Origin of the sequence: Bacillus cabrialesii (assembly GCF_004124315.2) — a bacterium.
Taxonomy (GTDB): Bacteria; Bacillota; Bacilli; order Bacillales; family Bacillaceae; genus Bacillus; species Bacillus cabrialesii.
In genome coordinates this window covers 1,867,557-1,884,054 of the sequence record NZ_CP096889.1, presented here as the reverse complement: position 1 = coordinate 1,884,054, position 16,498 = coordinate 1,867,557, and the positions used below count along the sequence as shown (strand labels likewise).

Below are 16,498 nucleotides of genomic sequence, written 5' to 3'. Positions count from 1 at the left end.
CTATAACAGTTGTTGAATCTTTGTGCTGTCACCCGGGTGATAGCTTCGCAGCTTTTGAATGGCGGAGCTGTGAGTTTCCGGGTAAACTTCAATCGTTTCTTCCGCCTGTTCCGCTTCATCATTCGTTTCAATCGCCATTTTCATCATCACTAGCTGCTTCAGCGGTCCCACAAGCAGCAATTCCAATGCTTCCATCGCTTCAGGGGCTTCAATAGAGCCAATGCCCGCCTGAGCCATTCTCTTCTGATAATCCGGTGAGGACACAACTCCGACGCTTCCCCAATAACTCCAATTCATCACGGCCACTGTACAAGGCCATAGTTGAGAAAGCCGCTGTGCAAAAGCATCCTTAAAACTGCAGCCGGCAGCGTAATTGCTTTGTCCGGAAGCTCTCGCAAACGACTGTACAGAAGAGAAAAACAAAACAAAATCCAGTGGTTCATGCCGGAAAACTTGGGCCATTCGCACACTTACATCAACTTTTGCCGAAAGAACGTTTCTGAAACATTCCTCACTCATATTCATCAGGCTTCGGTCTTGCAAGACAATCGCAGAATGAATCATGCCGTTGATTTCCCGATGCATTTTTTTCATAGTTTTATAAGCGTGCTCTAATTCCTCTCGGTTAGCCGCGTCAGCTTGAATATAAAACGGGGTCGGCCCAAGACGCGCAAGTCTGTCCAGCTTGCTTTGAATAGCTGCATCCATTTTTCTTCTGCCTATCCAAACGATCTGCGCCTGATAGGTTTTGATCATATATTCGCTCCAAGCTTCGCCTATTCCGCCTGCGCCGCCTATGACGACATAAACGCCTCCGTGTTTATACTTCGTGTGCACCGGTTGATTACTGTGTACTGGAATCAAGCGCAGTTTATGCCAGAGCTGATTTCGATGGGCCCAAGTATTTCCTTCTTGATCAGCAGGCAAGGAAAAGATCTCAGACACCGGCAAGTTCTCTTGTTTCCCCACATCTATCAGCTTTGTCTGCCAATTTGGATATTCTTTTGCCATCGCCCCGATCAGGCCGTGTACAGTGGCGTCGACCGGATCGGCAATATCATGCTGATCGACACATTGCGTATTCACCGTCACAACCGTCCAGCTCATCTTCTTCTCTCCATAGCCTAAAGAGAGGATTGCCTTAATGAGTCTGAACATTTGCATCACGCCTTGATCTTGAGCTTCAAGCATTTCGTCGCCAATTTCGCATTCTGTCACGCGAGAAGGAGACAGCCACACAATATGGTCAAATGATCCGAGGGCTTCAAGCTGGCTGGCAATCTCATGAATCGATGCGTCCGGCTCAATGTACAGCTCCTCGGCAAACGGGAACTGCCTTTGAACAGCTTTTCTGCTGTTGTCATCTCCTCCGAGGATGACAACACGCTCATCAATAGGCGGAATGTCGCTTCTCTCCAATTGCACTTGGTCCCATACCGGCGCCATAAGAAGCGATTCTTCCAGAGATGCCTTGGTATCTGGTGACTTCGGCTCATCCTGCGGTTGTGTGTCTTCTTCCAGCACCCTTGAGGAAATCCCCTTGATTCGTACACACACTTGCCCTTGTTCATCGCACAGATCAATATCCAATCTCTGTATTTTCTCCTCATTCGGACGAGATGTGACAGACACCCACATTTTATCTGTACAAGAACTGAATATTTCTAGCTCTTGCAGCGCAAAAGGCAGGGAAAGCTGCTCGTCACCGGAATTCAGCTTCAGCCCGATCGACGCTTGTAGAGCAGAGTCTGCCATACTTGGATGAAGAACGAATTCGTTCAGCGTGTGAGATACACCAGGAGGCAGGGAAAGCTCTGCCAAGGCTTGATCGCGGCCGATATAGAGCCGATCTATCCCTTGAAAACCTGATCCGTAGTCGATGCCGATCGCCTTAAATAATTCATAGCATTGGTCATGCGAGAGTGTGCTTAAGCGGCATTGATCTTGAAGCATACTGATATTCTGAACCGGAATGTCTCCTGCCCCGCTGATTGCAGCACTGCCTTGACAGTGTATTTTCCGCCCATTGTGCGCATCCTCTGTATAGATGCTAAAGGCAATTTCACCGTCCTGCTGGGGTTCCAGACTGATATCGACTTGAACAGGCTGGCCGTCCGCCACAATCGGCTGCACCCACACAACATTTTTAATGCGAATAACAGATTGTTGATCTTGGATTCCTCTCACCGCTCTAGTAACGGCAGCCTGAACCATTTCAAGATATGCCACTCCCGGCATAACCGGTGCTCCCTTCACCTTATGATCGTTGAAAAAGAACTCGGCACCTGTAAAGGTCGAACTGAAACGCTGCTCTGACAAATCGGATGTATTGGACTGGACTAATGGGTGCAATGCTGTCTCCACAATATTTGCTGCATGATGTGTGTCTGCTTCCTCTTTCATATCCGTTATCCAGTAGCGTTCTTTTGCAAATGGATAGGTTGGGAGGCTGATGCGTTTTGGCTGTTTGCCGCCATACAGTTTACTCCAATCTATTTCCATGCCTTTTATCCATAATTCAAGCAGTCTTTCATATATTCCGGGCTCCCAGCTGCTTTTGAGCGTTTTCTGTATTTCATCATCTGATCTCAATGTTTGTACGATCCCTTTGTCTGCTCTGCCTGACACGTACTTCGCACTCGCATGTCCAGCTATAAAGAGGTTGAGCTTTTCCAACAAGTCCTCTGCCGAGACAGCGATAATCCCTGCTCTCTCCTCCATTGCATCACGCCCCTCTTGGAGTGTGTAAGCAATATTAGTGAGATCATGAGCTGTGACAGGTTGCTTGCTGATAAAGTCCGCTAATTGCAGGGCTTGATCTTTCAGGCGATCTTCATCCTTTGCCGACAAGATAAAGATGCCCGGGTGTTGAGCTGTCACAGCTGGTGCTTGTGCAGAATGAGCTGTTTCTTTCGGAATGTATTCTTCAATCACCACATGGGCATTGACGCCGCCTATGCCAAATGAACTGACGCCTGCGCGGCGCGGCAGTTCTCGGCCGGCTTCATCCCGAAGCGTCTGCCACTCTCTGGATTCCTGCACAATATAAAACGGGCTGCCTTCCAGTCTGATATACGGATTGATGGTTTCACTGTACAGGCTCTTTACAAGCGTTTTATGTTTTAGCTGCAATAACACTTTAATGACACCCGCCACACCGGCCGCCAGCGATAAGTGACCAATGTTTGTCTTCGCAGATCCAAGTCCGCAATGGCTGCCATGAACAGCCGGGTCTCCCGTTTTTTCATACAGCTCTTTAAATGCCGCTTTCAGGCCATTGATTTCTACCGGGTCACCAAGCTCTGTCCCGGTTCCATGCGCTTCAATATAGGTCACGGTTCTTGGATCGACTCCCGCTTTTTCATATGCTGTTTTTACGACATCCGCCTGAGCCTTCGGGTTAGGCGTCGTCAGAGAGTTTGCGCGGCCTCCGTGGTTTACCGCACTTCCTTTGACAACACCGTAAATATGATCGCCATCTCGTTCAGCCGCTGTCAGCTTTTTTAGGAAGAGGATGCCGGCACCTTCACTGACGGCGAACCCATCAGCTCTATCAGAAAATGTTTTGCATCTTCCTTCTTTGCTCAGTGCTCCGGCCTTATCATAGGCGATATGGCCTTGCGGTGTTACGACCGTGTTGACACCTCCTGCAATCGCCATTTCGCAGTTTCCGTTTTCAATTGCGCAAACCGCATGATGAATGGCGACCAAAGAGCTTGAGCATGCCGTATCGATCGGTTCGCTCGGTCCATGAATGTTCAGAAAATAACTGACTCTATTCGGTCCGGCAGAAGGACTCATATTCGCAGCTGCTGAGCCTTCGATGTCCACATTTGACAGCAGTGAGCTGTATCCTGTGTTTCCTGTCCCGATAAAGATGCCCGTTTTGGTTCCTGACAGGCTTCTCGCTGAGTATCCCGCTTCTTCTATCGCCTTCCACGCATAGGTCATTAACAGGCGCTGCTGAGGCTCCATCTGCTCTGCCTCAAGCGGGGAAATGCCGAAGAACAATGGATCAAAGTCAGCTACTTCATCAATAAAACCGCCCCATTTGACGTTTGTTTTATTCGCTTCTTTCAGAGGGTCTCCGTAATACTCCTGCCAATCCCAGCGGTCTTTTGGAACCTCTGTAATACAATCTGCCCCTGTTTTCAGGTTCTTCCAGTATTCCTCGATGTCCTTTGCCTTCGGAAAAACGCCGCTCATCCCCACAATCGCAATCGGCTCAGAACCATGATCAGCTGCCTTTTGCACTGGCGTTACCGATGGTTTTGCAAAGCGATTCTCAGCTAAAAACGTCAGATTCATGTTTTGTTCAACAGGCTGTATCGGCATCTCTGATTTGGCAGCCGATTGGCCTGTAAATGTATGTGGATATTCTTCTGACAGATACGCTGCAAATGCATAAACCGTTGCGTGCTCAAAGAAGATCGTAGGCGTCAGATCCAGCTTGTACTGTTCATTCAGTGTATTAGCGAATTCAGTCAATGTGATCGAATCGAATCCATATTGATTAAACTCCATATCAGGGTCAATCTCTTCAGGTTTGATTTTGAGCAATTGAGAAATTGCTTGCTTTAACACTTCTTGAATGTGGTCAAACAAACTGTCTTGGTCCATACTTGTTTCAGATGTGACCGGCACTTGCGCTGTTTTCGTTGGAACATCAACAGCAGACGGCTTTTGAGTCAGCTTTTCTCTCATCATGTCTCTGATCCCTTCCATGACGATGACTTGATCCTTGCCAGATGCCAAGCCTTTATACAGCGCCTGAATGCCAGTCTCGGTCCGCATTGGAGTTACACCTGTGTTTTTCAAAGTCATGTTTTCAATTTCTTTATTCGCGCGCATGCCGCCTTCTTTCCAGAGCGGCCAATTGATCGATAACGTTTGCCCGTGCCTGTACATGGCGGTCACAAGCGCATTGCGATAAGCTGCATAACTGTCCATAAAAGCGTTAGCCATCGCATAATCCGCTTGCCCCGCACTGCCGGCGACACTGGATATTGAAGAAAAGAGGATAAAGAAATCTAATGCGAGATGCTCTGTGGCCTCATCCACATTCACGAGCCCTTTTACCTTAGGTGCGAGAACTTCTGTCAGCTCTTCATTGGTTTTGTTCATGAGATAGTTATCTTTAATCAGCCCAGCGCTATGAATGACGCCGTTCAATTCGTCGTAATCAGACGTGATGCTTGTGATGAGCTCGGAGGCTGCTTCCGCTTGTGTCACATCAACCCGCCTGTATTCTGCGCGAGCCCCTAATCGCTGAAGTTCGTTAAGCTTTGCCTGCTGATCCGCATTCAGCGCAGATCTGCCTGTCAGAATGAGCACAGGCTGTGCAGCTTGACGAGCAATCTCTTTCGCAAAAATAAACCCAAGTCCTCCTGCGCCGCCCGTTATAAGATATACACCCTTATCTCTCCACGGCAGGTTTATTTCCCGATCATCCATTTGCATTTCACGCAAATCATTGATATACCGTTTACCCTTTTCATATTTGATGTGCTGATCTCCCGCGTGTCTTTTATTCTCTTTCAGTTTTTCTATCACACTTTCAATATTTTCGTGTGAATCGATTTCAATCGTTTGGCCTGTCAGTTTTTTATTCTCCAAAGTGGCGGTTTTAAGAAGCGCCGATAGACTCGAGAATGAGTACTGCTTTCTTTGGGCAGTAGTTACTAGCTGGATCAGGACATTGCCCTGCGGCTTGCTTTTGAAAAGACCCTGTACCGTCTCAAGCGCTTGTTCGGCATAATCTTGGAACCTCTCTGCCAGCCCTTCGCGGGAAGACTCCAAAACGATGCATTCCGCTCCCATCATTCTTGATTCAACGCTGTCTTTTGAGAGGCCATTCATGTCACAAAGCATAACAATATGCCGTTCGTAATGAGGCTCAGGACGTTCTTTTTCACAAGCCTTAGGCACCCATTGTTCTTCAAACATCAAGGTTTCCAGCGTTCGCTCAGGTTCCGCCGCTCCAGAGCCGCCTTCCGCTGCCCTGAAAGACAATCCTTTCATCCGTACGCAAACATTGCCATTCACATCTAAGATATCAATATCCCGTTTTTGTACCTTATCAGTCGCCTTGCTGCCTTTACTGTATCTTGCGTATACCCACATTTCTGAAGAGCATGCCCCGAAGACTTCAAGCTCTTGGACCGCAAAAGGCAGTGTCACCTGGTTATCTCCCGCACCTGTCAAAATGCTTGACGCCTGCAAGGCGGAATCCATCAGCCCCGGATGCATGTTGTATTGACTAAGCGTATTTAAAGCAGACGGATGCAATGACAATCTTGCTAAAACAAAATGTTCCGCTGTATAGATTTTTTCCATCCCGCGATAAGCAGGACCGTATTCAAAACCGATCATTTGATAGGTTTCGTATACTTCGTTAACGGTGAAATGGCTTTCCTGGCACTGCTCCCGTAAGGATTGCAAATCAACCGCCGGCAGATGTTCAGCAGGACTCAATGCCGCGCTGCCTTGACTGTAGACGATTGACTGTTCGCCTGCAGCCTCTGAATTACCGTAAATTTCATAAGTAATCTCACCATTTTCCTCCGGTAAAAGCCTGATGTGTACTTGCTTCGGCTGGTCTTCTACGACAATAGGGCGCACCCACACCGCGTTCTTTAGCTTTATGGTGCACGGAACACCTTGTACCTCTGCCGCCTGCTCAACGGCAGCCCGCGCCAATTCAAGATGCGCCACTCCCGGCAAGATCCGTTGGCCTTTGACAACATGATCGGCAAGGAAAAACTCTTCTCCCGTATAGATGGAGCTAAATCTTTGTTCCGAGAGGTTCGAGGTGTTTTGATGCATTAATGGATGCAGCACGGCTGCGCCGCGACGGGAAGTTTCTTTATTTACTTCAGGGCTGCCGCTTTTTTCTATAAGATCAGAGAACCAATAACGGTCTTTTGCGAAAGGATATGTCGGCAAGCTGATGCGTTTAGGCACATTCTCGCCATACAGTTTCGTCCAGTCTACATCTAGCCCTTTTACCCATAGTTCAAGCAATTTTGCGTATTTTCCCCGCTCCATCCATTTTTCAACGGCTTCTTGAATCTCTTCGTCCTCTGTCAGCATTTGCAGTGTGCCTTTATCAATCCTGCCTCTAAATACATCCTCCACATCGTTTTTGCCTGCTGCGAAGTCTTTTAATTTTTGCCGCAAATCCTCAACGGAACCAGAAATGATCCCAAGACGTTCTTCCATCGCGTCCCGTCCGGCTTGCAGTGTATAAGCGATCCGGGTGAGATTAGCGTCTCTGTATGCTTCCTTATCAAGCGCATCTGCCAGCTGCTGTGCGTGTTCTTTTAACCGCGCTTCATTTTTAGCAGATAAAACGAATATACCCGGATGTTCCGGCGTGATAGATGGTATATTCTCATCAGCTGCTTCTGGAATATATTCCTCAATAACCACGTGGGCGTTTACGCCGCCGATTCCAAATGAACTGACACCAGCCCGGCGAGGCAGCTCTTCTCCACGTTCATTTTTCAGCGATTTCCATTCTTCCGTTTCCCGTACGATATAAAAAGGGCTGTTTTTTAGCTGAATGTACGGATTCACGGTTTCGCAGTGAAGGCTTTTCACTAAGGTTTTGTGCTTTAGCTGCATTAATATTTTAATGATCCCTGCCGCACCGGCTGCCAGTGATAAGTGGCCGATGTTTGTCTTCACAGACCCCAGTCCGCAATAAGGATAGTCTGATGAATCTCCTTCATTCACACCCAGTGCTTGAAAAGCTGATTTCAACCCGTTGATTTCAACCGGATCTCCAAGCTCCGTCCCTGTTCCGTGCGCTTCAATGTAGGTCACGGTTTTCGGATCGATTCCCGCTTTTTCGTATGCCGCCTGAATGACATCCGCCTGCGCCTTCGGATTAGGAGTTGTTAAAGATGCCGCACGGCCGCCGTGATTGATTGCGCTGCCCTTTATCACCCCATAAATGTGGTCTCCCGCTTCCTCAGCCGCTTTTAATTTTTTCAGAAACAGTATGCCGGCCCCTTCTCCATGGGCAAAACCATCGGCTTGATTTGAAAACGTCTTGCACTTTCCTTCTTTACTCAGTGCACCCGCTTTATCAAAGCTGATATACACCTCAGGAAGGATAATCGTATTCACGCCGCCGGCTAATGCCATGTCACAAGTGCCTTCCTCAATTGAAGAGATGGCGTGGTGGATCGCGACCAATGAGCTGGAACACGCTGTATCAATCGGTTCGCTCGGCCCGTGCAGATTCAGAAAGTAACTGACACGGTTCGGACCGACTGAAGGGCTTGTATTGGCTGCAGCTGAGCCTTCTATTGCCGAGTTGGCTTTCGATAAAAGGGAGCTGTATCCTGTATTTCCCGTTCCGATGAAGACGCCTGTTTTTGTGCCAGATAGACGCTTCGCCGAATATCCTGCGTCTTCGATCGCTTTCCAGGCATAAGTCAACAGTAAGCGCTGCTGAGGTTCCATTTGTTCAGCTTCTCGCGGGGAAATGCCGAAAAATAATGGATCAAAATCAGCAATTCCGTCAATAAAACCGCCCCATTTTACGTTCGTTTTATTGGCTTCCTTCGACGGATCACCTTCATATTCACGCCAATCCCAGCGGTCTTTCGGAATTTCCGTCATGCAGTCTTTGCCCTCTTTTAAGATGTTCCAGTACGCTTCAACGTCTTTCGCCATAGGGAAAATCCCGCTTATCCCTACAATGGCAATTGGATCAGGCCCGGCATCATTCTGTGCGGCGTTTGGCAGTGCGACTTGCTGCTTTCGGCGTCTTTTAGCTTTAACAGGTAAGGCCTGCTCCTGTTTGGCAGCAGGCACCTGGGCCGATACTGCGCGCACAGCAAATGTCTTCGCAAACACCGCTTGATATTCTTCTGACAAATGCTTGCCAAACGCATGAATCGTCGGGTGGTCAAAAAAGACGGTAGGCGTCAGCTCCAGCTTATAGGCGCGGTTGATATGGTTGGTGAATTCCGTCATTGAAATAGAATCAAATCCATACACCGTCATCTCGGCATGATCATCAATCGTCTCAAGCTTAACCTTTAACAGCTTGGCGACCTCCCGCTTTAGCATCGCTTTTACTTTATCCAATAAACTGTCTGTATCAATGCTCTTTATTTGTTCAGTCATCCCTTCTGTTTCCTTCTTTTCTAAAAGTGCTGAGGCTCTTTTCTCCAGCATGTTTTGTTTTATTTTCTGCACATCGCCCTCAAGCACCATGACTTGGTTTGTCTCGGAATGGAACGCTTGATATAATGCCTGAATTCCTTTTTTTGCCCTCATAGGAACTATCCCGGCTAGTTGCACAAGCCTTTTTTCTGTTTCTTGATCAACCTTCATGCCGCCATCACTCCATAACGGCCAGTTTACAGAAAGCGTCTTCCCGTGCCGCTGTCTGAGATCGGCAAGCCTATTTCGATAGCCTGCATACATATCCATGAATACATTGGCTGCCGCATAGTCAGACTGTCCGATGCTTCCTAAGCTTCCCGATAGAGAGGAAAAGAGAATAAAGAAATCCAATGGCAAGTCCTTGCTTGCTTCGTCTAGGTAAACAAGCCCTTTTACTTTAGGCGCCAGTACTTCGTGCAGGTCTTCGGCTGATTTATTGATCATATAGCTGTCTTTGATGATTCCCGCGCTATGAAGAATGCCGTCCAGACGGCCGTATGTTTTCTGAATTCCGCCTATGAGCTGATAGACTTCAATCTTATCGCTAACATCTGTTTGCTGATAGGTGACCTCAGTCCCCTTGCCTTGAAGCTCTTTAAGCGTTTTGCTTTTGCTTTCGCTAAGAGGTGAGCGGCCCGTCAGAATGACTGTCGCATTCTTCGTTTGTTCCGCGATTTCGTTTGCAAAAATAAGGCCTAAGCCTCCGGCACCCCCTGTAATGAGATAAACGCCATCGTCCTTCCACGGCTTGTTGTTGTCACCATTTGCCGGTTTGATGTCACGCCAATCAGCACTGTACCGTGTACCGTTGTGATATTTGATATATGAATCAGTGCTCATTTGATTTTCTATCAGTTTGCCAGCAATGCTTTCTCCGCTTTCTTCACTGCTGACCTCAATCATTTGGCCGATTAGTTTGGCATTTTCCTGCCCGGCTGTTTTCAGCAGTCCTGTCAATCCTGAAAACAATTGCTGTTCTCCTTCTGAAGAGGTAACGATCTGAACGAGAATGTCGCCTTTCGGTTTCGTGCGAAGGATCTCTTGTACCTTCTTAAACACTTGTTCCGTATAAGAATGGAAACGCCCTTCCACTGAAGAAGGCCTTGCTTCCAACCTGTATACATGGACATCTTCGAGTGCTGCTTCAATCTGTTTTCCCGTTTCATGATCATATTCACATAGAAACACGTGATGCTCTGCATATGTTTTTACAGCCGCTCCTTCAGCTGCCTTTTGTTCTTGCCAAACGGGCTGCAGCAATAAAGTTCCAGCGTTGATTTTTGATGGTTCGGATTGTGTATCAGTCTCCATCACTCTCGTCGAAAATCCTTTCAAGCGTACGTAAATCGTCCCATGCTCATCGCATAGATCAATATCGACTTTCTGTATCAGATCCCCGGGTTTGTTTTTCGAGTTGAATTGAACGTAAACCCACATGTCTGTAACGCATGGACGAAAGACCTCAAGCTCCTCCAGAGCAAACGGCAGCGCCGCCTTAAAGTCTTCACTGTCTGAAAGCTCCGCCCTGACGACGTTTTGCAAATATTCAGCCGCCTGTAACGCCCCATCCATTACACTTGGGTGAAGAACATAATCGGCTGACGTATGCAAGACAGATTCCGGCAGTGATAATTTGGCAAGCAGCTGGCCGTCTCCTTTATATACGGCCTCTACGCTCTTGTAACCAGGGCCGTAATCGGCTCCGATCATTCCTTCATAAAACAAGTCAGCGTCCATTGTGCTTTGATCACATCGCTTCTTGATCTCAGCAAGCTCCAGCGCTTTTTCTTGCTTTACCTGAATCAATTCCGCTATACCCTGGTTATATAGAACCGGTTCTTCATCATCAGATTCCGGCTCACCATACATCCGATAAAGAATGTGTCCGCCGTCTTCATCATACAGGCCGATGTTTACTTGAACCGGCTCATCTCCTGCTACAACCGGACGAACCCACACGACGTTTTTCAGCCTGATTCCAGTTTCATGATCCTCCAGTCCGCCAATTCCTTGTTCTATAGCGGCTCTTGCCATTTCAAGCGTGACCGCCGCCGGCAAAATCGCCATGCCTTTAATGATATGCTCGGCTATAAAATACTCTTGTCCTGTGAAGATGGAGCTGAACCGCTGCTCTGACAGAACGGATGTATTATCGTGCACCAAAGGATGCAAACGCGAAGGTTCAATTGTTGTCATCTCGCTGGCACTGTTTTCGGGCCAGTATCGTTCTTCAGCAAACGGGTATGTCGGCAGACTGATGCGGCGCGGTTTCGTATTTTGATAAAGTCTCCGCCATTTAACGTGAAAGCCTTTTGCCCACATCTCGGCAAGCTTTTTCAATTCTCTTTTTGATATCTGCGATGCCGCCAGTTCTTCCGCTTCAGCGTTTCCATGCAATTGTTCAGCGGATGTCATTCTCGTTTTTTCTCCTTGAATACAGCTTTCAGCCATCGGCGTTCCATTCACAAAAGCTTCAAGCTGCTGTTTCCATTCTTTCAGATCGTTCGCCATAAAAATGACCCTGCTGTCCATTGCTTCCCGCCCGACCTGGAAGGTGTATGCGATATCTCTTAAAGAGATATGCGCTTGCTCGTTTTGACTGATATAGGCCTGCAATTCCTTCACATATGCTTGGAGCCGTTCCTTATTTTTTGCTGATACAGGAATGATGTAAGGCTGATGGCCCTCGTTCTCGTCCACCGGATCAGAGAGGTCTTCATATTGCTCAAAAATAGCATGGGCGTTAGTGCCGCCAAGACCGAATGAGCTCAGAGCCGCCCGATGGACATCTTTCCTTTTCTCTAACGGCTTTCGTTCACGGACTACATAAAAAGGAGAGCTTTCAAAGTTAATATTCGGATTTGGCTCTGTGCAATTGATGGTTGGTGCGAGTTCATTATGGTATAAGCTCATCGCAACTTTAATGCATCCGGCTAACCCCGCAGCTGTATCCAAATGGCCGATATTCGTTTTCACTGAACCAATTCCGCAAAATTGTGTTTTGTCTGTGTATTGCTTGTACACTTTATTTAAAGCAGACATTTCAATAGGATCGCCTAATTTCGTTCCCGTTCCGTGCGCTTCGATATAACTGACCGTTTCGGGATGGATGTCGGCTGTATCCAATACTTGCTGTATCACTTCTGTTTGGCCTTTTACACTTGGCGCATAGAAGCCGGCCTTATCCGCCCCATCATTATTGATGCCTATTCCGCGCATAATGGCGTAAATATGGTCTCCGTCTTTTACGGCATCCACAGCTTTTTTCAGCAGGATAACCGCTACGCCTTCACCTCCGGCCATTCCGTCAGCCGAAGCATCAAACGCCTTAACATGTCCGTCGCTTGAGAAATTCAAACCGTTTTGGTGCACATAGCCGATCGCTGATTGCGCGTGCAATGTTGCGCCTCCGACAAGCGCATATTGAGATTCACCAGATGTAAGGCTTTTGTATGCCTGATACAAACCGACTAGTGATGAAGAGCAGTTGGAATGGACAAAATAGCTTGGCCCCTTTAACCCGAGCTTATGCGAGATCATCGTCGGGATGGTTCCGCTTTGCGCTAATACCCATGAGACATAGCCATCCGGTGATTCATGCCCTTCAGTTGCCTCCTTCGGCAATAACGATCTGTATGAATTGCTGCTTGCAGACATATATACACTTGTGCCCGGAATCTCCTTAGCCACATATCCTGCATCCTCAATCGCTTTCCAGGAATGCAGCAATAAGAGGCGAAGCTGAGGGTCCATATACTCAGCATCTTTCGGAGAAATTTGAAAGAAACCGGGGTCGAATAAGTCTTTCCCCTCGATCGCAGATTGCACAGGCACGTAGTCAGGATGCTGAATCAATTCTTCCGGAACTCCGTTTTCACGAAGCTCTTCTTCAGAGAAAAACTGAATGCTTTCTTTGCCTTCCTTGATATGATTCCAAAAATCATGATGATTTTTCGCACCCGGAAACTGGCAGGATATCCCCACAATCGCAATACTATCGTCAAAATAAGGAGGAATCGACTGGCGCTTGTATGTTCCATCTTTTTTGAGATCATGATTGTCTTCGCCCTGAGTCATGACTTCGTCTGAGTTTTTCATCTCCAAAATATATTGGCTAACTGCTCGGATCGTGGAATACTCGAACAGCTCAGTAACACTAAATTCACAATCCAATTCTTTTTTGATTCGTTCAGCCACGGCTACAGCTAGAAGCGAATCACCGCCTGCATCGAAAAATCCGTCTTCCGGCCCAAAGCCGCTGACCTTGAGCGTTTCCTCCCAAATGCGAAGCACCCGATCCTCTATTTCCGTTAACTGCGAGTGATTTGGTTTCTTTCTATTCAAAACGATCTCGCGGTTTTCAAGTTCTTTACGGTTCACTTTTCCGCTGGGCGATAGCGGCAGCTCATCTAAACGGATAAAGTGTGAAGGTATCATATATTCCGGCAGACTCGATTTTAGATAGCGGCGCAAGTCTTTTGGAGCTGCTGGGGAATGCCCGCTTTCCTCTGTATAATAAGCAGCGAGCTGTCGATGGCCGTCCAGCTGCTTCACCACAACCGCTTGATCTAAAATACCTGGATATTCACTCAGCTTGGTTTCGATTGCCCCAAGCTCGACGCGAAAACCGCGAATTTTGACTTGGCTGTCAATCCGTCCTAAATATTCTATGTTGCCGTCAGGAAGCCATCTCGCTGAATCCCCCGATTTATAAAGCTTGGTCCCCGGTTCAAACGGATTATCAATAAATTTTTCAGCCGTAAGGCCAGGCTTATTATAGTAGCCTCTTGCCAAACCGGCGCCTGCGATGCAAAGCTCGCCAGGCTTTCCGATTGGGACAGGCTTCAAATACTGATCCACAATATAAATTTTCACGTTGGAGACAGGCCTTCCAATCGGTGTATGATGACTTGCGATGTCCCCTTTTCCGCATCCGAAATACGCAGCGTAAATTGAGGCTTCCGTAGGTCCGTAAATATTTTCGACACGGCAGTTTTTAAAAAGCGATACCGCTTTTTTCACCAATTCTTTAGGGAAGGCTTCACCCGCAACCATCATATACTTGAGCGGTCCATGATCTGTTAACTGCTCGTTGTCTTTCGCGGTTTCTAGAAAAACATTCAGCATAGCCGGCACAAAATTAATGTGGGTCACTTGATATCTTTCAATATAATCCATACACAGCTGCGGTGATTTCTCTCCATTAGGCGGAAGAATGACAAGACGGCCGTTTCCGATAAACCATCCGAATAATTCTGAGAGCGATACATCGAACACATAGTTTGTCTTCAATAAATATGCATCCTCAGCAGTCACGGGATAGTGAGATTCAAGAAAATTCAGGGTATTCATAATGCTCCGATGCTCTACCATAACCCCTTTAGGCTGTCCGGTGCTTCCTGATGTGTAAATGATATAAGCGAGGTGCTCCGGTTTTACCTCCCGCTTTAAATCGCTGCTTTGCTGATCTGTATAGCCGTTTCGACAAGCCAAATCGATATTGATTGCTTTTACGCGGCTGCCAGTTAATTCGCTGATCCTATGATGAACAGGAGATTGGGTCAGAACAATGGACGCCTGGCTGTCTTTGAGCATGTACTCCAACCGTTCTTGCGGGAAGCTTGGATCTAATGGCACATACGCTCCGCCGGCTTTCAGTATTCCTAAAATCCCGATGATCATATCAAACGAACGCTCTGCACAAATTCCAACGGGGTGTTCCGGTCCAATCCCCTGATGTTGAAGATAGATTGCCACAGATGTGCTTTTTTCATCTACTTCTTTATATGTAAGAGACCTGTCTTCAAAAATCACAGCAACGGCATCCGGGGTTTGTTTCGCTTTTTCCTCAAATATTTCATGTATACACTTGTCATTTGGCATGCTTGTCTCTGTCGCATTCCATTGTTTTAGCAAACTGTTTTGTTCTTGATGTAACTTTAAAGAGTAGGTTTCAAGTGACAAGGACGGATCATCAATGATGTGTTGCGCAAGCTTTATATAGTTCTCCATCATGTTTTCAATAGAGGACAATTCGTATAGATCAGGGTTGTACAAAAGATGAAGCACTGTTTCATTTTCTTGCTCGTATATTTCGAGTGCCAGCTCAAATTCTCCCTCTTGCCGAATATCCTCAATATATTCAATGCCAAGCGTTTGAAATGGTTCGAGCACTTTTTGCAAGCCTGTGGTCTGAAAGAAGTTTTGATACAGAAAGGCTGTTTGAAAAACCGGCGAATCCGATGCCGAGCGGTCTACTTTCAGCTCTCTTACCAATGCCGGGAACGGATATGCCGCATGGTCCAGACCGTCAGCCATTGTCAGCTGCAGCTCCCGAATAAATGCTGTAAATGCCTGTGTTCCGATATTTTTGCTCCGAACAGCCATCATGTTGATAAAGTAACCGATAAGGGTTTCAAAGCTCTCTTCATGCCGTCCCATTGTCGGAACGCCGACAATGATATCCTCTTGTTTTGTGTAGTGATGCAGCAGTGCCTTGTAAATTGATAGAAATACAACTGATTCATTCACATGATGGGTGCGGGCAAACGCCTTGATTTGATTTCTCAGGTGATGAGGGAGCAAGCTTTTATAAGCTTGCCCCTTGAATTTTCGTGCTGAAGACCGCGGACGGTCAGCTGGAAGATCAAGAACTGGCAGATTCCCAGATAACTGTTCTTTCCAGTAAGCGAGATGCTCTTCCCCTTCTCTGCCATTCAGCATCCGGGTTTCCCATTCGACAAAGTCGTTATAATCAGCTGTTAGCGGCTGCGATACAGGTTCAATCCCATTCAGCAATTGTTGATACGCCTCGAAAAGAGCAGATATCAATGTCAGCATCGACACACCGTCAAATATGATATGGTGAATCGTGATGAGTATAATGCATTCTTCTTTTGACCGATGAAAAAGATGTGTGCGCCATAACGGGCCAGCTTCCAAATGAAATGGTTTTTTTGCTTTTTCTTTTAGAAAAGGCAATATCTCTGCTGATTCCATTGCTGATATATCCTCTTCTTCAACATAAAGAGCCTCTGATGACTGAACCGTTTGAAATGGAATGCCATTCTCTTCTTGAACCACACTGGTTAAAACAGGATATTGTTTCTGTACAAACAGAAGGGCTTTCTTGAACGTCTCTGCATGTAATGGTTTGCTGATGCGAAAGCATAAAGGAATATGATAAGCACTCATATCAGGAGACATTTTTTGAAGCATCCACAGCCCTTTTTGTCCTTCTGAAAGCGAACTATTCAACTGCCGCCTCATGCCTTGAAGCTGTTTTTCCACCTCAGAAATGGTTAATTCTCCTGAT

At 47.0% G+C, this 16,498-nt stretch carries 1 protein-coding gene; it reads right to left on the bottom strand.

Annotation, left to right across the window (positions count from 1 at the left end; translation table 11 throughout):
• A complete protein-coding gene (locus EFK13_RS09445; RefSeq protein ID WP_129505822.1) occupies positions 1–16,452 on the bottom strand; it encodes a non-ribosomal peptide synthetase in 16,452 nt (5,483 codons plus the stop codon).
• Positions 16,453–16,498: the final 46 nt, after the last annotated feature.

Bases quoted from the DNA above. Each gene is read 5' to 3' on its own strand.
- EFK13_RS09445 (WP_129505822.1), bottom strand. From the start codon at position 16,452: ATGAGGCGGCAGTTGAATAGTTCGCTTTCAGAAGGACAAAAAGGGCTG.